General features: G+C 71.9%; 17 protein-coding genes. 8 read left to right on the top strand and 9 right to left on the bottom strand.

All coding sequences use genetic code 11. The annotated features are described in order from the left end of the window. Nucleotides 1-131: 131 nt before the first annotated feature. Nucleotides 132-626: a glutathione peroxidase gene (locus tag ACPXB1_RS16860; protein WP_355630815.1), complete on the top strand. Its 495-nt coding sequence runs from the start codon at nucleotides 132-134 to the stop codon at nucleotides 624-626. A gap of 339 nt (nucleotides 627-965) precedes the next feature. Further along, a complete protein-coding gene (locus tag ACPXB1_RS16855; protein WP_355593089.1) occupies nucleotides 966-1,640 on the top strand; it encodes an NADPH-dependent F420 reductase in 675 nt (224 codons plus the stop codon). Nucleotides 1,641-1,668: 28 nt separating this feature from the next. On the opposite strand, the gene ACPXB1_RS16850 is transcribed toward ACPXB1_RS16855, so the two are convergent. Next, a complete protein-coding gene (locus tag ACPXB1_RS16850; RefSeq protein WP_355593091.1) occupies nucleotides 1,669-3,267 on the bottom strand; it encodes a glycosyltransferase 87 family protein in 1,599 nt (532 codons plus the stop codon). Nucleotides 3,268-3,396: 129 nt separating this feature from the next. On the opposite strand from ACPXB1_RS16850, the gene ACPXB1_RS16845 reads away from it, so the two are divergent. Further along, complete coding sequence (locus ACPXB1_RS16845) at nucleotides 3,397-4,260, top strand: DUF4397 domain-containing protein (RefSeq protein WP_355593093.1); 864 nt, start codon at nucleotides 3,397-3,399, stop codon at nucleotides 4,258-4,260. Continuing rightward, nucleotides 4,233-4,958, top strand: coding sequence for a class F sortase (locus ACPXB1_RS16840; protein ID WP_425735499.1), 726 nt, complete (start codon nucleotides 4,233-4,235; stop codon nucleotides 4,956-4,958). Before ACPXB1_RS16845 ends, ACPXB1_RS16840 begins: the two co-directional genes overlap by 28 nt. 114 nt (nucleotides 4,959-5,072) lie before the next feature. On the opposite strand, the gene ACPXB1_RS16835 is transcribed toward ACPXB1_RS16840, so the two are convergent. The 5 genes from ACPXB1_RS16835 to ACPXB1_RS16815 form a co-directional block, all read right to left on the bottom strand. Beyond that, nucleotides 5,073-5,423 carry a DUF2203 domain-containing protein gene (locus ACPXB1_RS16835; protein ID WP_053658024.1) on the bottom strand — a complete coding sequence of 117 codons (351 nt, stop codon included), beginning with the start codon at nucleotides 5,421-5,423 and terminating at the stop codon, nucleotides 5,073-5,075. Between the two features lie 77 nt (nucleotides 5,424-5,500). Next, nucleotides 5,501-6,319, bottom strand: coding sequence for a pyrroline-5-carboxylate reductase (gene proC / locus ACPXB1_RS16830; RefSeq protein WP_355593097.1), 819 nt, complete (start codon nucleotides 6,317-6,319; stop codon nucleotides 5,501-5,503). Between the two features lie 72 nt (nucleotides 6,320-6,391). Continuing rightward, nucleotides 6,392-7,420 carry a 6-phosphofructokinase gene (locus ACPXB1_RS16825; protein WP_355628086.1) on the bottom strand — a complete coding sequence of 343 codons (1,029 nt, stop codon included), beginning with the start codon at nucleotides 7,418-7,420 and terminating at the stop codon, nucleotides 6,392-6,394. 163 nt (nucleotides 7,421-7,583) lie between these two features. Further along, nucleotides 7,584-8,087 (bottom strand): pyridoxamine 5'-phosphate oxidase family protein, encoded by a 504-nt coding sequence (locus tag ACPXB1_RS16820; RefSeq protein WP_355593099.1) that lies wholly within the window; start codon nucleotides 8,085-8,087, stop codon nucleotides 7,584-7,586. Between the two features lie 77 nt (nucleotides 8,088-8,164). Beyond that, entirely contained in the window at nucleotides 8,165-8,662 is a 498-nt protein-coding gene (locus ACPXB1_RS16815; protein ID WP_355593215.1) for a polyadenylate-specific 3'-exoribonuclease AS, read from the bottom strand. A 294-nt stretch (nucleotides 8,663-8,956) separates the two neighbouring features. On the opposite strand from ACPXB1_RS16815, the gene ACPXB1_RS16810 reads away from it, so the two are divergent. Continuing rightward, nucleotides 8,957-9,649: a Crp/Fnr family transcriptional regulator gene (locus ACPXB1_RS16810; RefSeq protein WP_030337710.1), complete on the top strand. Its 693-nt coding sequence runs from the start codon at nucleotides 8,957-8,959 to the stop codon at nucleotides 9,647-9,649. A gap of 94 nt (nucleotides 9,650-9,743) precedes the next feature. On the opposite strand, the gene ACPXB1_RS16805 is transcribed toward ACPXB1_RS16810, so the two are convergent. Beyond that, nucleotides 9,744-9,941 (bottom strand): hypothetical protein, encoded by a 198-nt coding sequence (locus ACPXB1_RS16805; RefSeq protein WP_355593101.1) that lies wholly within the window; start codon nucleotides 9,939-9,941, stop codon nucleotides 9,744-9,746. A gap of 63 nt (nucleotides 9,942-10,004) precedes the next feature. Between ACPXB1_RS16805 and ACPXB1_RS16800 the strand changes: the two genes are divergently transcribed. Continuing rightward, on the top strand, nucleotides 10,005-13,625 hold the full coding sequence (locus ACPXB1_RS16800) for an adenylate/guanylate cyclase domain-containing protein (protein ID WP_425735498.1): 3,621 nt from the start codon (nucleotides 10,005-10,007) through the stop codon (nucleotides 13,623-13,625). A 6-nt stretch (nucleotides 13,626-13,631) separates the two neighbouring features. Here the strand turns inward: ACPXB1_RS16800 and ACPXB1_RS16795 are convergent, their stop codons facing one another. Beyond that, complete coding sequence (locus ACPXB1_RS16795) at nucleotides 13,632-14,324, bottom strand: lysophospholipid acyltransferase family protein (protein WP_355593105.1); 693 nt, start codon at nucleotides 14,322-14,324, stop codon at nucleotides 13,632-13,634. 384 nt (nucleotides 14,325-14,708) lie between these two features. Between ACPXB1_RS16795 and ACPXB1_RS16790 the strand changes: the two genes are divergently transcribed. Both ACPXB1_RS16790 and ACPXB1_RS16785 read left to right on the top strand, forming a co-directional pair. After that, on the top strand, nucleotides 14,709-15,560 hold the full coding sequence (locus ACPXB1_RS16790; RefSeq protein ID WP_355593107.1) for a DUF308 domain-containing protein: 852 nt from the start codon (nucleotides 14,709-14,711) through the stop codon (nucleotides 15,558-15,560). A 169-nt stretch (nucleotides 15,561-15,729) separates the two neighbouring features. Continuing rightward, entirely contained in the window at nucleotides 15,730-17,214 is a 1,485-nt protein-coding gene (locus ACPXB1_RS16785; RefSeq protein WP_355593109.1) for an alpha,alpha-trehalose-phosphate synthase (UDP-forming), read from the top strand. An 18-nt stretch (nucleotides 17,215-17,232) separates the two neighbouring features. Here the strand turns inward: ACPXB1_RS16785 and ACPXB1_RS16780 are convergent, their stop codons facing one another. Then, nucleotides 17,233-18,027: an alpha/beta hydrolase gene (locus tag ACPXB1_RS16780; protein WP_355593217.1), complete on the bottom strand. Its 795-nt coding sequence runs from the start codon at nucleotides 18,025-18,027 to the stop codon at nucleotides 17,233-17,235. Between the last annotated feature and the right edge of the window lie 45 nt (nucleotides 18,028-18,072).

Here is an 18,072-nt window from a genome sequence, read left to right as displayed (position 1 = left end):
AAATAGATTGGTGAGACGGTACTCACACCGTCATCACTTCGTCAAGATGCGCATGCGTCGATTTCCCGTGGTGCGTGACTGCCCCGCCGGCCACTCCGACCCGAACGCCTACCGGCGCGTAACCTCTGGCCATGACCGTGTTCGACATCCCCATCGAAGCCCTCAACGGCGGCCCCGCCGACCTCGCCCAGTACCGGGGCAAGGCGCTGCTGGTCGTCAACGTCGCCTCCCGCTGCGGCCTCACACCGCAGTACGCCGGACTCCAGGCCCTCGCCGACTCCTACGCCGAGCGTGGCCTCGTGGTGCTCGGCGTGCCGTGCAACCAGTTCGCCGGCCAGGAGCCGGGCACCGCCGCCGAGATCAGCGACTTCTGCCAGGTCAACTACGGGGTCACCTTCCCGCTGACCGAGAAGATTGACGTCAATGGCCCGAACCGGCACCCGCTCTACGCCGCGCTTGTCGACACCCCCGACGCCGACGGCCACACCGGGGACGTCCGCTGGAACTTCGAGAAGTTCCTGGTAGCACCCGACGGCACGGTCGCGGCCCGCTTCGCCCCCACAGTCGCCCCCGACGCCGAAGAGCTGACAAACGCCCTCGAAAAGACCCTCCCCACCGCAGCCTGACCGACCGCCCCAACCCGCGTCGATCATGGACTTGTGGTGCCTGGTACGGGGTGCCTTGCCGGACTTATCCCCCACCACAACTCCATGATCGACGGGGTGGAGGGCGCGACCGCTCGTCACCGACGGGTGGCACGTTTCCGGAGAGCCGGTCTCCAGCCGAGGCGAGCAGTACTTTGTGGTGGACCGGGTCGCTGCGTCGCCATGCGTCAGTGCTGGCGCGAGGGTCGGTGAGGCAGCGCATTGCCGAGAGCCGGTGGGGCCGGTCGTCGCTCCGGCAGCCGAACGGCCCGCCGCGCCGGTGGCGGAATGTGTCGCGGGTGGACGGAGTTGGAAACCGACATGACAACTGTGGGACTGATCGGCAGTGGCAACATCGGCGGCACCGTGGCGCGGCTGGCGGTGGCCGCCGGCTACGACGTGGTGGTCAGCAACTCGCGGGGGCCCGAGACGCTCACCGAGTTGGTCGAGGAACTGGGCGAGCACGCCAGTGCCGGCACGGCACACGACGCCGCACAGGTCGGTGACCTGGTGGTGGTAAGCGTGCCGCTGAAGGCGTACCGGGCGGTGCCCGTGGAGCCACTGGCCGGCAAGGTCGTCATCGACACCAACAACTACTACCCGCAGCGCGACGGGACCATCCCGGAGCTGGACTCCGGCGAGACCACAAGCAGCGAGTTGCTCCAGCGGCACCTGCCGGACTCCCGGGTGGTCAAGGTCTTCAACAACATCTACTTCAAGGCCCTGGCCGACCTGCCCCGGCCCTCCGGTGCTCCGGACCGCAGCGCCCTCGCGATCGCCGGTGACGACGACGCCGCGAAGGCCGAGGTCACCGCATTCCTGGACCGGATCGGGTACGACGCCGTCGACGTCGGCCCGCTCGCCGAGGGCTGGCGCTATCAGCCGGACACCCCGGCGTACGGCACGCTATACGCCAACACGCCAACGGACTGGGAGAACCCGGCGCCGGGCGACGCCGAGAAGCTTCGCGCCGCCCTGGCCGCCGCCACCCGCTGAGCACCGCCGCCGTCCTCCCCGCGACCGCCTACCGGGAGGTCGTACGGAGGGCGGCGGCGAGTTCGTCGTCGTAGCTGGCGATCGGCCGACCGTCCGAGGCGTACGCGACGAGCCGCCCCTGGGCCATGTTCGCGGAACGGAACGAGAACGTGCGGGTTCCCGGGTACGCGTCGAGCAGCGGGATGGTCCGGGGCGTCCCGCCCGGGGCGGAGTAGTACTCCAGGCGGGTCACCTGCGGGGACACCACACCGTTGACGCGTACCTTTGTCTTCTCGGCGCGGGTGTCGAAGGTGACCGGCGCGTCGGTGCCGTAGGCGGCGCACTCAGCCGGGCCCCGGCAGACGAAGAAGTAGCGCGGATTGGCCACGTCGTCGAGGGCGTACGCCTTGAAGGTCGGATCCGCTCCGGCGGGCAGCGGTTGCACGGCGAAGAACGCGAGCGCCACAATGGCCGTGACACCCACCCGTAGCCAGCCCCGCCCGGCGGCCCGCCGGTTGGCTCGTGTGGCGGCGACCGCGACGCCACCGAAGCCGACAAGGCACAGCAGGCACACCCCGACAGCACGGGCGTTCTCGAAGAGGAACTGAAGGCCCGGCCGCATCGACACGGGACTGAGGACCGCGCCCAACGACACGACCATCGTGCCGAGCAGCGCAGCGCCGGCGACCCGTCGGGTGACGCCGGAGGCGCCGATCAGCAGCATCGCGGCGAGCACCGGCCAGACCTGGTGGTGCGTCCAGGACACCGGGGACGCGGCCACTGTGGCGCAGCCGACCAGCACCGCCGCGTGCCCGGGTCGGTCCTCCCGCGTCAGCTGGCGGGCCCGCAGCAGGGCCGCCGCGCAGATCACCGCCACCAGGCCGGCCCAGAGCAGGGGCAACGTCGCCTCGTCCACGCCGACGCGCAGCAGCATCCCGTGCAGGGACTGGTTGCCAAGCGAGGCCAGGTTGCCGATCCGCGAGGTCTGCCGCACCGCCTCGGTCCAGTACGTCCAGCTCTCGCCCGGCAGCACTATCGCGGCGATCCCGGCGCAGGCCACGAAGGTGGCCACCGCGCGGCCGGCGTCACGGTAGCGGCCCGTGGCGAGGAAGTAGACGACGAACAGCAGCGGGGTCAGTTTGATCGCGGCGGCGACCCCGACCAGCATCCCGCGCAGCCGGGGCGGCACGACGCCCATCCCGTCGAGCAACGCCATGAGCACTATGAAGATGCTGACCTGGCCGAAGCGCAGATTGCTCTGCACAGGCGCGGAGAGCATCAGCACCGTGGCCGCCACCGCCACGACGAGCGGTCGCCGGGCCTGTCGGGTGCTCAGCGCGACGCCGACCGCCCCGGCGATGGCGACGACAGCCGCGCAGGTCGCCACCAGCCAGAGCCCCTGCACCACGCCCTCGTCGACGGCGGTGATCGGCCCCAGCACCAGGGCGGCGAACGGCGGGTAGGTGAACGGTCCGCCGTTGGCCGCCACGAACCCGTACAGCGGTCGGCCGGCGTGCAGATCGGACAGCGCGCCGTAGTAGATGTGCAGGTCGGAGAGGCGATCCTCGCGCCGCAGCACGAGCACACAGGACACCAGCGCGACGACGACGAACGCCGCCCACGCCAGCGCGATCCGACGATCTCGCATCGATCGAGAATAGGCGATGGCGACGACAAATTTCGGCGACATCTCCGCCACAACTTGCGGCAGAGTCCCGTACACGGGACTCTGTCTCTGCGCCACCGCCCGCTTACCGAACGCCCACCGGAGGGTGACATGCAGAGGCTCCGTACCGTGCCCCGCCGGCTGTTTGCCGGCGCCGGCGCGCTCCTGCTCGGCACCGGCCTCGCCGCCGGCACGCCGATGCTGGCCAGCGCCGCGACCGGCGCGGACACCGTCGGGTACGTCCGGCTCGCCCACCTCTCCCCCGACACCCCGGCCGTCGACGTCTACCTGGCCACCCCCGACGCCGCGAAGCCAAAGGTCTTCCCCGGCGTCGGCTACGGCGTGGTCTCCGACTACCTGGGGCTTCCTCCCGGCCGGTACGCGGTGGCGATGCGCGAGGCCGGCAGCCCCGCCGACGAACCCCCGGTGCTTACCACCGAGGTGGCCGTGACCAGCGGCAGCGCGTACACGGTGGCCGGCGTCGGTCGACACGCCGACCTGGGCCTGCGGGTGCTCCACGACGATCTCAGCGCGCCCGACCAGGGTCACGCCAAGGTCCGTGTCGTGCAGGCGTCGGTGCGGACCCCGGTCCTCGACGTGGCCGCCGCCGACGGCCCGATGATCGCCAACGGCGTGCAGTTCGCCACCACCACCGCATACCAGCAGGTCCAGCCGGGCACCTGGCGGCTGCGACTGACCGGAGCCGGCGGGCCGAGCACCGACGCCGAGGTCCGGCTCACCGGCGGCGCCGTCTACTCGCTGCTGGTGCTCGACGACAAGCAGGGCGGGCTCACCGCCGAGCTGCGCCGCGACGCCGAGGGCGGCACCGTCGTACCCGCCGGTGGCGTGGACACCGGCGCGGGCGGCGCCGCCGGGGCAGGCTTCGGCGCGTACCTCCTGGTGGCCGGCGGATTGGCCGCGGCGGCCGTCGCGGCGAGCCTGCTGCTGTGGCGCCGGCGGCGAACGACCTGGTGAGCGCCGGGCCCGGTCTCGCGATCCGACGGCACCGCGACCGGCGGGCGCCGGTGGCCGCGCTTGTCGCGGCCGGCGCGGCGGTCTGCCTGGCCATCGGCGCCGGAGTCGGGCTCGTCACCGGCGCCGGGCGGGCCGACGCCGGCCAGCCGCCGGCCGCACGTTGGCACCCCGGCTGCGCCGACGGGTGCCCGTCGATGGCCGCCGCGCCCGCGACCCAGGGTCCACCCACGCGGGTACGCGTGCCACGCATCGACCTCGACTCGCCGCTCACGGTGCTCGGCCTGGACAGCGCGGGCGCGCTGGTTCCGCCGACCGAGTTCGACACGGCTGGCTGGTACGGCGGCGGTCCCGCGCCCGGCGACACCGGTCCGGCGGTGCTCGCCGGGCATCTGGACTCGCGGCGAGGCCCGGCGGTCTTCGCCCGGCTCGACGAGCTGCGACCCGGCGACCTGGTGCACGTGTGGCGTGGCGGGCAGCAGCTGTCGTTCCGGGTGACCGGGTCGCTGCGCGCCCGCAAGGACGAGTTTCCCACCACCGTGGTCTACGGCCCGACGCCCGGTGCGGAGCTACGCCTGGTCACCTGCGGCGGCGACTTCGACCGGCGGCGCGGGCACTACCGGGACAATGTCGTCGTGTTCGCGATCAGCGTGGCCGCCGATCCGGCTCTGCCGAACTCCAGCGCCGCCCGCCGGCCCTGATCGACTCGGGTTCCTGGAAATCGGGGCATCGCAGTGGCGTGGACACCCCGATTTCCTAGAAACCGAGTCGATCACTGCCAGCGCACCCAGCGGCGGGCGGCGGGCGGCGCAGCGTCAGACCGGGCGGCGACCGGCGAAGCCGCACTCGGCCCGGTGGTACCAGCGCACGTCGGAGTCGCCCTCCAGCCAGCACCAGAGCACGGCACGGCCGGCCCGTTCGCCGGGGAAGTCGAGAAGCACAGGGGCGATGCCCTTGACCTGGATGTCGTGCTGGTGCAGCTCTTCGACGACGCCGTGCAGCCGCGCCTCAAGCCCCTTCACCTCGGCAAGCCCGCCGAGCGCGCTGACGCCGTGGTCGGCCAGGTCGACGCGCAGCTCGGCCAGGTCGGCGCGGAGCCGGATCAACTCGTCGACACGCGGCCGGAGGGTGGCCACCAGGTGCCGGGCCTGGGCGAGTGTGAACACCGGGCCAGTATGCGCCACCCACAGGCTCGGCAGGGTCCCGCGCGGAGCAGGCCTGCCCACTCGCGCGGGCGAGGCCGTCAGTCGGCTTGGGCGGCCAGTTCGCGGGCGCGGTCCCGGGCGGCTTCCAGCGCGGCGAGCAACGCGGCCCGTACGCCGTGCTTCTCCAGCTCGCGGATCGCCGAGATGGTGGTGCCGGCCGGTGAGGTGACGGCTTCGCGCAGCTTGACCGGGTGTTCGCCGGAGTCGCGCAGCATCACGGCCGCGCCGACGGCGCTCTGCACGATCAGCTCGTGCGCTACCTGGCGGGGCAGGCCGAGCAGGATTCCCGCGTCGATCATGGCCTCGACCAGCAGGTAGAAGTAGGCGGGGCCGGAGCCGGAGAGCGCGGTGACCGCGTCCTGCTGTGATTCGGGCACCCGGATCGTCTTGCCGAGGGGCTTGAACATCTCCTCGGCGAGCGCCAGGTGCTCCCCGGTGGCGTGCACGCCTGCCGAGATGGCAGTCATCGCCTCGTCGACGAGCGCCGGCGTGTTGGTCATGACCCGGATGACCGGGGTGCCCTCGGGCAGCCGGCGGCTGAAGAAGGCGCTGGGCAGCCCGGCACAGAGCGAGATGACAAGCTTGTCGGCGGGCACCTTGGGGCCGATCTCGTCCAGCAGGGCGCCGGCGTCCTGCGGTTTGACCGAGATCGCGAGCACGGCGGCCTCGTCCACGGCGGTCAGGTTGTCGACCACACGTACGCCGTAGCGGGCGGTCAGCTCCTCGGCGCGGGCCGGCCGTCGGGCGGTGGCGAGCAGGCGGTCCACAGGCCATCCGGAGCGCAGCAGGCCGGAGAGCATCAGCTCGCCGATCTTGCCCGCGCCGATCACCGCGACCGTGTGCACTCCGGCTGACATGGTGGCCGTACCCCCTCGCGTCGGGTCGCGGCGCGGCGGACCGATGGCCCGCCGCGCCGCCGTAGGTGTTGATCAGCTACCGAAGAAGACCTCGGCCTCGGCGTACCGCTCCAGCGGCACGGTCTTCAGCTCGCGGGTGGCGTCGGCGAGCGGCACCCGGACGATGTCGGTGCTCTGCATCGCGACCATCTTGCCCCAGTCGCCCTCGTGGACCGCGTCGATGGCCTGGAGGCCCAGGCGGGTGGCGAGGACCCGGTCGAAGGCGGTCGGGGTGCCACCGCGCTGGATGTGCCCCAGCACCACGGTGCGAGCTTCCTTGCCGGTCTTGGCCTCCAGCTGCTCGGCCAGCCACTGACCGATGCCGCCGAGGCGGACGTGGCCGAAGGAGTCCAGCTCCTGGTTGGCGAGCACCATCTGGCCGTCCAGCGGCTGGGCGCCCTCGGCGACCACCACGATGGGGGCGTACTGGTGCTGGAAGCGCTTCTCGACGTAGCCGGCAACCTGGTCGACGTCGAACTGCCGCTCGGGCAGCAGGATCACGTTGGCGCCGCCGGCCAGGCCGGCGTGCAGGGCGATCCAGCCGGCGTGCCGGCCCATCACCTCGACGACGAGGGTGCGGTGGTGGCTCTCCGCCGTGGTGTGCAGCCGGTCGATGGCCTCCATCGCGATGTTGACAGCGGTGTCGAAGCCGAAGGTGTAGTCGGTGGCGCCGAGGTCGTTGTCGATGGTCTTCGGCACGCCGATCACGTGCACGCCCAGCTCGTAGAGCTTGGTGGCCACGCCCAGGGTGTCCTCGCCGCCGATCGCGATGAGCGCGTCGACGCCCTGGCTGGCCAGGTTGTCCTTGATCCGCTCGACGCCGTTCTCGATCTTGAACGGGTTGGTCCGGGACGAGCCGAGGATGGTGCCGCCGCGGGGCAGGATGCCGCGGACGTCCGCGATGGTCAGGGGACGGGACAGACCCTCCAGCGGGCCCTTCCAGCCGTCCCGGAAGCCCACGAACTCGTGACCGTAAGTGGCGACGCCCTTGCGGACCACCGCCCGGATGACCGCGTTGAGACCTGGGCAGTCGCCGCCGCCGGTGAGCACGCCGATACGCATGATCCGCTCATCCTCCTGAAGCATCAGGTAAAGCCCGATTTGCCCCAGGATATGTGTCAGATCAGACCATCGGCGCCGTTGCCGGCCCGGGGCGGGCCGTCACTGCGCACTGTAGTCGGCCTGCCTGTGCAATGACAGCGCGCCCCGGGCGTCCCGGCGCGGGTCAGTACGTCACCTCATGGTTCTCGCCCGGTGCCGGCGGCCGGCCGGTGACGACGGCCTTGGCGAACCCGAACAGGTTGACCACGGTGCTGCTCGGCGAGTCCCAGTACTCGGCCGAGCTGGCGTGCACCTTGATCAACGTCAGGCCCGGGGTGTCCGGCCCCTGTGGGAACCACACAGTGAGCACCGGGTTCCACAGCTGCTCGGCGCGGTCCCTGTCGAACGCCTCGGTGGCGGTGCCCGAAACCGACACCCAGGCGCTGCGCTTCTGGTCGGAGAACGCGACGTTGACCTCCGGGTTGACCCGGATCTGGCGGACCTTGGCGGAGTCGGCGGAGGCGAAGAACCACAGGTCCCCGTCGAACTCAACCTCCTGGAGCCCCATCGGTCGGCTCACCAACCGCCCGTCCAGGCCGATCGTGGTGAACATGCAGATCCGTGCCTCGCGGACCAGCTCGGTGACCCGGGCGCGGGCCTCGACGACGCTGGTCGGCTCGTTGCTCATGGCACTCTCCCTCGGCTCGGCTCGCCGAACCGATGCCCGGGACAGAACCGGTCAAACCTGCAAAGGTACTACCACTCTCAGCGGGCCGTCATCGCCCGCCAGCGGGCCAGGTTGTGCCGGGCGTCGACAAGCGCGTCGTGCCGGGCCGCGTCCGCGTCGGGAAGGGCCGGCCGACCCTTGTCGTCCCAGAGTTGGCGCAGGTCCTTGGTGAACCGGGGGATCTCCCGGGGAAGCGCCGGCATCGCACCCCAGAGCTGGGCGAGGACCACATGGTCGTACGCGGCGTACCAGGCCCACAGTTCCATCTGCTCCCCCGGCCGGTCCCGGACCGGCTCGACGAGGAACTCGTACAGGTCGTCCCGGATGCGCTCGCGGGAGCGCCAGGCCCGGTCGGCGGGCGAGGGCAGCTTGTCCAGCACGTTGCGCCGGACCCAGGGCACGGCGCGTGAGTCGTCGAACTCGGTGGAGACCGCGTAGAACTCGCGGCCGTACTCGTCGACGACACCGATCGAGACGAGATCGACGATCCGACCGTCCTCGATGAATTCGCAGTCGTAGAAGTAGCGGTAAACCATTCCGGCCATCCTCGCCCACCGGCGCCGGGCGCGTCCCGGCAGGGCCCCGAAAACAGGTCACCGCAGGTCAGCGCCGGTCCGAACAGCCGATGACGACAAGCACACCTCTGCCGGTACGCCACAACTCGCCACGGTCACGGAAGTGCTTCGAGGGGTGTACAGCAAGCGACCGGACCGTCATGATCTGATGTGTATCGCTAGCCGGACGCCGAATCGGTGTCAGTTCACCTTGTCGGGGCACATCAGTTCGCCCGGTGAGCGAGTTGTGGTCCTTGACCGGGGAGGGGTTGGGCCGTGGAGGTTCGCCTGCCGGAGCCGGGTGATGCGCTCACGGGTGTCGAAATGTTCGCCGGACTGGAGCCTGAGGTGCGGCAGCGCGTGATCGCCGCCGCTGTCCCGCGTACCTACCGCAAGGGCCAGTTGCTCTTCGTGGAGAACGACCCCGGTGAGTCGCTAATCGTCCTGCGTCGGGGTGCCGTCGCCGTGTTCCGCACCGCGCCCACGGGTGAGCGGGCGGTGCTGTCGGTGATCCGTCCGCCGGATGTGCTCGGCGAGGTCTCCCTGCTCGACGCCTCCACCCGGTCCGCCTCGGCCGAGGCCATCGAGGACTGCGCGGCCCTCGCGCTGTCCCGGGGGGCGTTCATGGAGCTTGTGCATTCCAACCCGCGCATCCTGGACGCGGTGATGCGCTCGCTGGGCGGGCTGATCCGCCGACTCACCGAGCAGAACGCCGACCACGTCTTCCTGGACCTGCCCGGCCGGGTGGCCAAGACGCTGGTCCGGTTGGCCGGCGAGAGCCAGGCCCCGATGATCACGATCGAGCTCAACCAGAGCCAGTTGGCCGAGATGGCCGGCGGCTCCCGGCAGAGCGTCAACCAGGCGATCGGCTCGTTCGCCAGCCGCGGCTGGCTGCGTACCGAGGGTCGCCGGATCGTGGTCACCGATGTGGCCGCGCTGCGCCGACGCGCCGGTATGAACGACCGCTGACCCGCCTGAGGGCTGTCAGCGCACCGAGACGGACGCGACGGTGCCGGGTCACCAGTTGGTGACCCGGCACCGTCGTCGTTTCGGCGGCTCGAGGTCAGACCCCGGAGCTGCCCGGCCCGGCCCACTTGTCCGGGCCCTTGCCGTCGCCACCCGGGCCGTGGGTCTGCTCGCTGACGATGCCCTCGGCCTGGAGCGTGGCGAGCGTGGCGGCGTCGACGTCCACCGACTCACCCGCGGAGTGGCTCACTCCGTTGCCGTCGGTCCAGTCGCTTTCCAACTTGACGTACACCATTGACCTGTCCCCCTCTGGTCCCTGATCGACATTGCCGACTGAATGTAGTCCGCAAACCCGCCGGTGGACTGTCCGCTAGCCAACAGGCCGGTACCCGACAGCGGCCCCGGCGGTGATACTCCGTCTGACGGGACGCCGTGGGCGTCGACCGGTCCGCCAGTGGAGGGTGTCATCGCCGCGCAGTGTGAGCGCTGTGGACGCACGGCCGCCGACGGCGATCGCTTCTGCGGTGGCTGTGGCGCCGAGCTGGGTGCCGTCTGTCCACACTGTTTGCGTCCACTCGCATCGGACGTCACGTTCTGCACCTCCTGCGGGTCGCCCCGACCGGGAACCGACCGGCCGGCCGCCATCACACCCCAGGAGGACCGCCGCCGGGTAAGCGTCCTCTTCGTCGACCTGATCGACTTCACCCCGTACGTGGAGCGGGCAGACCCGGAGCAGGTCCGGGGCATGCAGACGGGTTTCTTCTCAGCCGCCCGCCGGGTCGTCGGCCAGTACGGCGGTGTGGTCGAGAAGTACATCGGGGACGCGGTGATGGCGCTCTTCGGTGCGCCGATCGCCACCGAGACCGACGCGCTGCGTTGTGTACGGGCCGGGCTGGAGTTGCAACGGGTGCTCACCCGGTTCGCGCCGACGGGCAGCACCGAGATGCGGTTCCGGGTGGGCGTGTCCACAGGTGAGGCCCTTGTCGACGTGGCCGCCGCCCGCGACGGCGGGCAGGCGATCGTGGCCGGGGACGTGGTGAACACCGCCTCACGGATGCAGTCCGTCGCGCCGCCGGGCGGGGTGCTGGTCTGCGGTGCCACGCATGCGCTGACGAAGGATGCCATCCGCTACGAGGAGCAGCCCCCGGTCACGCTGCGCGGCCGGTCGTCGCCGACCGAGGTGTGGCTCGCCCTGTCCCCGCTGCGCCGCCAGCCCACCGACCGGGAGCCGGACACGACGCCGCTCGTCGATCGGGAGCACGAGCTGGGCATGCTGGTCAACGCCCTGCACCGGTCGCTGCGTGACCGGCTGCCGCAGGTGGTGACGATCTTCGGTAGGGCCGGCATCGGCAAGAGCCGGCTGCTGCGGGAGCTCTACCGGCACGCCGGCCGGCTGGTCGACGAGCCGCTGACCTGGCGGACCGGGCGTTGCCCCCCGTTCGGGGAGAACGTCACGTTCGCGGCGCTCGCCGACATCGTCAAGACCGAGGCCGGCATCCTGGACACCGATCCGGCGAGCAGCGCGGCTGCGCGGTTGGCCGCCGCCGTCGGTGAGCTGATCGGGCCGGGTGAACGGGACCGGGTGGTGGACGCCCTGCGCCCTCTTGTCGGGTTGCCCGGCACGCCGCTGCCGGCCGAGGAGGCCGAGTCCGCGTGGCGGCGCTTCCTGCTGGCGTTGGCCGCCCGGCGCCCCACAGTGCTCGTCTTCGAGGACCTGCACTGGGCCGACGACGCGATGCTGCGCTTCGTGGAGCTGCTCGGAGCCGCCGCCCGGGAGGCGCCGCTGCTGCTGCTCTGCACCGCCCGTCCGGAGCTCGTCGACAGGGATCCGAGCTGGGCCGGCACCATCACCGGTTCGGTGACCATCACCCTGCCGCCGCTGCGCGACACCGGCATCGCCGCCCTGTACGCGCATCTCTTCGGGCAGGCGGCGTTCTCCGCCGACACGCTCACCCCGCTCATCGAGGTGGCCGGCGGCAACCCCCTCTACGCCCACGAGTACGTCCGGATGCTGATCGAGCAGGGCGCGTTGCGGCAGTCCGGGCGGGGCTGGTCGCTCGACAAGCAGCTCGAACTGACGATGCCGGAGAGCGTGCACGCGGTGATCGCCAACCGGGTGGACCTGCTGGACGCGAAGGACCGCGCGGTGCTGCTGGCCGCCTCGGTGGTCGGGGTGCAGTTCTGGCCGGGCGCTGTGGCCGCCGCGCTGGGCCAGCAGGTCGAGTCTGTCGAGCGTGCGCTGCGCCGGCTGGAGCAGCGCGACTTCGTACACGAGCAGTCCGCGTCGACGATGGCCGGGCAGGCGGAGTTCCGGTTCCGGCACGTGCTGGTGCGCGACGTCTGCTACCAGCGGCTGCCGCGTACCGAGCGGGTGGCGCGGCACGAGCGGGCCGCCGACTGGCTCGACGCGCTGTCGCAGAGCCGCGACACCGACCTGGCGGAGGTCCTCGCCCACCACCGCTGGGCGGCCCACGAGATCGCCCGCTCGCTCGGCATGCAGGTCCTGAGGTACGCGGCCCCGGCGCGGCAGGCGCTGCACCGGGCGGCCCGCCGGGCGTACGCGCTGCACGGGCTGGACGCGGCGGCGAGCCACGCGGGCCGGGCGCTCGGTCTGGCCGACGACAGCGACCCGGTGGGGCGGCTCCAGTTGGAACTGCTCAGCACGGAGATCTCGTTCTATCGCGACGGCAACGCGTTCCTGTCCGGTGGCGGGCCGGAGCAGGTGCACGCGCTCGCCGACCGGCTGCTGGCGCACGGCGACGACGCCTGCGCCGCCCGGGCGTGGACGCTGCTCGGGCAGGCCGCCTGGCTGCGTGCCGACCGCAGCGAGGCGTTGGCCTGCCTGGGCCGCGCGGTGCAGTTGTTCGAGCCGCTGCCGGACAGCCCACAGAAGGCCGACGCGTACGCGGAGCTGGGCCGGTTGCACATGCTCAACTACGAGCGGGACCTGGCGGTGGCGGCGGCGGACAGCGCGGCGGAGATCGCGGAGCGGCTGGGTCTCACCGAGACCCGCACCAACGCCCGGATCACCGCAGCCACCGCCCGCTACCAGGCCGGTGACCGGATCGGCCTGGACGAGCTGCACGCTGTCGTCGAGTTCGCCCGTGCGGGTCAGTTGCTCGCGCTGCCCCGGGCCACCCAGAACCTCGCCTGGGCGATCCGCGAGGAGGGTGACTGGCTGCGGTCGGACGCCCTGCTCTCGGCGGCGCCGGCCCGGACGGCAAGCGGCCAGACGCTGACCACAAGCTATTCGGCGGAGGCGATGCGGGCCTGGTTCGAGGGTGACTTCGGCCGGTTGCTCACGGCGGCGGAGGCGTTCGTGGACACTCCGACCGGCAGTTGGGACATGCAGGTGCGGGGGTTGCGCTGCTGCCTGCTGGTGCTGCGCGACGACGATGATCCCAGCGACCTGGCTGACGCGCTGGACACCGCGCGGCGCAGCGGGTTCCACCGCCTGCGGTGGACGATGCTGGGCATGGCGGCGCTGTGCCGGGCGTTGCAGGGCCGTGCCGCCGAGGCGTCGGAGTTGATCGACGAGCTGGACCTGTCGTGGTCGGCCGTGCCGGCTCTGGCCAGCGGGGAGTGGATCGCCGCAGCCGCGTACGCCGCCGCGCTTGCCGGACGGGACGCCTCGGTGCGGGTCCGGGCGATGCTGGACCGGGTGGGTCATCGGACGCCCTGGTCGGAAGCGGCGTTGCGGACGGTGACGGCGGCCGTGGCCGCGGCGGACGGCGACCACCGGCGCGCGGCCGAGCTGCACCTGGCCGCCGCCGAGACGTACGGCCGGATCCCGGACGCCAGCGACCGGGTGCTGGCGCTGGCGCTCGCGGCGGCCGAGCTGACCCGTGCCGGCGATCCGGCGGCGGCGCGGGTGCCGCGTGCCGAGGTGGGCACCTTCGCGTTGCGCAACAACGCCCCGGGCCTGCTCGCGCTGGCTGGCCGGCCGATCAGCCCGACCGGGCCGGCGGTGGCCTGCTGAGCGTGGTCAGGCGGCCGCCGGCGCGGGGGCCAGCTGCTTGAGCTTCTGTGCGTAGATGTCGACGTACTCGCGGCCGGAGAGTTCCATCAGCTCGTACATGATCTCGTCGGTGACCGCGCGTTCGACGAACCGGTCGCCGGCCATCCCCTGGTAGCGGGAGAAGTCGAGCGGGGCGCCGAAGCGGATCCGCACCCGAGCGATCTTGGGGATGAGCTTGCCGGGTGGCTGGATCTGGTCGGCGTTGAGCATCGCCACCGGCACCACCACCGCACCGCTCTCCAGGGCGAGCCGTGCCACGCCGGTCTTGCCCCGGTAGAGCCGCCCGTCCGGGGATCGGGTGCCCTCGGGGTAGATGCCTGCCACTCCCCCGGCGCGCAGCACCTGCAACTGGGTGTCCAGGGCAGCGCGAGCGGCCCGACCGCCGGAGCGGTCCACCGGGATGGTGCCGGTGCCGACGAAGAACATCCTGGTCAGCCAGCCCTTGATCCCCTTGCCGGTGAAGTACTCGGCCTTGGCCACGAAGGTGACCTTCCGACGGGTGATCAACGGGGTGAAGATCGAGTCGGAGAAGGAGAGGTGGTTGCTGGCCAGGATCACCGGGCCGGTCGCCGGCACGTTGTCCAGACCCTCCACCTGCGGACGGAAGATCAGCTTGAGCAGCGGACCGAGGAGAACGTACTTCAGCAGCCAGTAGAGCACCGGCGTCCTTTCCGTGGTGTGCCCGCGACGGGGCGCCCGTGCGGGGCAACGCCGCCGTCGCCGACGAGCCTACGAAGCGCCGGCTCTTCCCACAACGGACGAGGCGGCATCGACGTCCCTCGGCAGGTCCGGCGGTCCTCGATCACCCCGCTCGGCGTGTCGGGCCGCTCCGGCTCCGACGGTCACCGAGATAGCACGTGTCGCGCAAGAACGGACAAAGGAACCCTGCCGCGACCTGCGGCGGCGGTCGGGAGTTTGGAAGACGCGACGCAACGCACTCCCGGAACCGACCCCGGACGTGTCACGATTCAGAGCACGGCGTGCGGGCGGGCGTCGAGGGGGCGGGACGGCCGCGCCGAAGGGCGCGTTGAGGAGGATGTCCGGGTGTCAGCGGGTGGTGCCCGCCGGGGACGGCGGGACAACGGGCTCGACGCGAGCGAGTACGCCGTCGTCGGCGACGTCGATCCGCGCGTCGGTGAGCACCTGCTCGACGTGCTGGCCGCTGGCGGGATAGCCGCCTACCTGCAACCGTCCGCCGACCTCAACCCGGTCACCCGCACCACCACAGTGCCGGCCCGACCGGTCGACAGGCTCTACGTCGACCGGTCGCACCTGACCACCGCACGTGACTACCTCACCCAGCTCGCCGACGAGACCGCCCCGGAGCAGCCCCCGGCCCGCGACGAGCCGGACATCGACGCCGAGTGGGCTCGGATCGTGGCCGGTTTCCACACCACAGCGACCACTGACGAGCGCCCGTGGCCTGCCGCGGAGAACGTCGACGAGCGCGACGACCGGGACGAGCCGGCCACCGGTCCGCTCGCCCGCTCCGGCACCGACGAGGCCGGTCCGACCGCCACCGACGTCCGCCGGTTGCCGTCGGCGACCGACATCTCCGGGATCTCGGTCGGGCGGGGCGCCCGGCCGGACGAGCCGTCGCTGCTGGACGGGCTGGACACCTTCGGTGCGGATCTGCCCGACGACGACGAGGACGAGGGTTACCACCCGCCGCCTCCGCCGCCGTTGCCTCGGTTCTCCAAGTACGCGGTGATCGGCACGCTTGCGGTGGTCGTCGGGTTCGTGCTCTTCCTCTTTCCGTGGCTGCTCCCGATCGACCGATCGGCGGTCACCCTGTTCGGCTTCACCGGCATCCTCGCCGGTTTCGTCACGCTGATCTGGCGGCTGCGGCCCGGCGACGAGGAAGACGACGACCCGGACAACGGCGCCGTCGTCTGACGCCCTGCGGCCCGTCGACCGCATCCCGGGACAACGCCGACCCGCCCGGCGCGTAACAATGGTGTAACTTACGGTCAGTAGGAATACCGTTGTACGTCACTTCCCTCGCTGACTGGCCGGTTTTTCCTTGCTCGTGGCGGTCAGTCCTCTGCTGATCGGAATGCCCGAGATGCGACAGAGTTCCCTCGTGGTGGTGGCCAACCGCCTCCCCATCGACGACAACCAGGCACCCGACGGGGCCTGCGAGTGGCGCCGAAGCCCCGGCGGGCTGGTGAGCGCACTGCACCCGCTGCTCCGGCACACCCCTGCCACCTGGGTGGGGTGGGCCGGCGGCACCGGTCCGGCCCCCAAGCTTCCCGACGTCGACGGCGTCCGGATGCACACCGTCCCCCTCAGCCACGAGGACCTCCGCGACCACTACGAGGGGTTCTCCAACGCCACTCTCTGGCCGCTCTACCACGACGCCGTCGAGCAGCCCGAGCACCACCGCCGATGGTGGGAGGCGTACCAGCGGGTCAACCAGCGCTTCGCCGAGGCCACCGCCGAGGTCGCCGAGCCCGGCGCGGTGGTCTGGGTGCAGGACTACCACCTGCAACTGGTCCCCGGGCAGTTGCGCGCCCTGCGACCCGACCTGCGCATCGGGTTCTTCCTGCACGTGCCGTTCCCGCCACCGGAGCTGTTCATGCAGCTGCCCCGCCGGGCCGAGCTGCTGCGGGGCATGCTCGGCGCCGACTTGGTCGGCTTCCAGCGCGCCCAGGCCGCGCACAACTTCGCCCAGCTCGTCACCAGGGTGCTGGAGCTACCCGCCACCGACCGCCGGATCGGGATCGACGACCGGGTGGTCCGCATCGGCGCGTTCCCCGTCTCCATCGACACCACCGAGATGGCCGCCCTCGCCGCCCGCCCCGACGTGGCCGCCCGCGCCCGCCGACTCCGCCAGGACCTCGGCGACCCCCGACAGGTAATCCTCAGCGTGGACCGGATGGACTATACAAAGGGCATCGAGCAGCGCCTCAAGGCGTACAGCGAACTGCTTGCCAGCGGCGACGTCAAGGTCCGCGACACGGTGCTCGTCCAGGTCGCCATGCCGAGCCGGGAACGGGTCGGCCAGTACCAGATCCTGCGCGAGCGGATCGAACGCGAGGTGGGCCGGATCAACGGCGAATACGGCCGCGTGGGCGAGCCAGCCATCCACTACCTCACCCAGCCGTTCGACAGGGCCGAGCTGGCGGCGCTCTACCGGGTCGCCGACGTGATGGCGGTGACCCCGCTGCGCGACGGGATGAACCTGGTCGCCAAGGAGTACGTGGCCGCCCGGGTGGACGACACGGGCGCGCTGCTGCTCAGCGAGTTCGCCGGCACCGCCGCCGAGCTGGCCCAGGCGTACCAGGTCAACCCGCACGACCTCGAAGGGCTCAAGCAGGCGATCTGCACGGCACTGCGGGCCAGCCCGGCCGACACCACCGAACGGATGCGGGCCATGCGCGCCCACCTGCACGAGCACGACATCCGGGCCTGGGCACGCTCCTACCTCAGCGCCCTCGACGAGGGCGGCGCCCTGGTCAGCCGCCTGACCAGGACCGACGACACCTCCGACGACAGCGCCCGGGTGCCCCGACCCGCCGACCGCACCACCGAGCACGCAGCCGGCTGACAAGCGGCCGCCCGTCGATCAGCGCGCCACCGGCTCCTTCTCCAGCCAGTCCAGGATCGCGTCGATCGGTTCGGCCCACCGCACGTCGAGCATCATGTCGTGCCCCATCCCGGGGAACAGCAGCGGCGCCGAGCCGTACCGGCGGGCCACCCGCGTCAACGTCGACGCCGGCACCACCCGGTCGTCCGGGCTGCCCAGCACCAGCACCGGCGGCGAGCCCACAGCGGGCTCTGCCGCCGGCTCACCAAGCAGCGCCCACTGCGCCCGCCGGCCCGCCCGACCGAGCCGGCCGACGTAGCGCCGGGCCTCTTCGTCCGGCAACTCGCGGCTGAACAACTGCCCACGGCTGAGCCGCAGCGGCCCGCCGAACACCGCCGGCAACGTGCCGGCCGGGTTGCGGCGCAACGCCGTCCCGAACACCTTCCAACCGCCGAAGACCGGCGCCACCAGCACCGCGCCGCGCGCCGGGTAGCGGGCCAGCGCGTGCGCCACCACGAGCGCCCCAGCGCCGTGCCCCACAAGCACCGCCTGGCGCGGCAGGCCCGCCGCCACCTGGGCCACATCATGGGTGTACGCGCGCAGCGTCGCCTCCGGCGCCGGCTCACTGCCGCCGTGCCCCCGCATGCTCATCGCGTACGCCGGAAAGCCCCGCGACGCGGCGTGACCCAGCCAGTGCTCGGCGAACGCCCACGCACCGTGACCGAACCCCGGAACGAACAGCAGCGGAGGCCGCCCCTGCTCCACCTCGGGAACGGCGCTGACCACCTCACGCCGCGCCGGCCGGACCGGACGGGACCACTCCCGACCCCGCATGATCCGCAGCTCACTCACCGGATCGCCCTTTCGTTCGCGACTGCG

The sequence above is a fragment of the Micromonospora sp. DT68 genome, assembly GCF_049847245.1.
GTDB lineage: Bacteria > Actinomycetota > Actinomycetes > Mycobacteriales > Micromonosporaceae > Micromonospora > Micromonospora profundi.
This window is presented reverse-complemented; position numbering and strand designations above follow the sequence as displayed.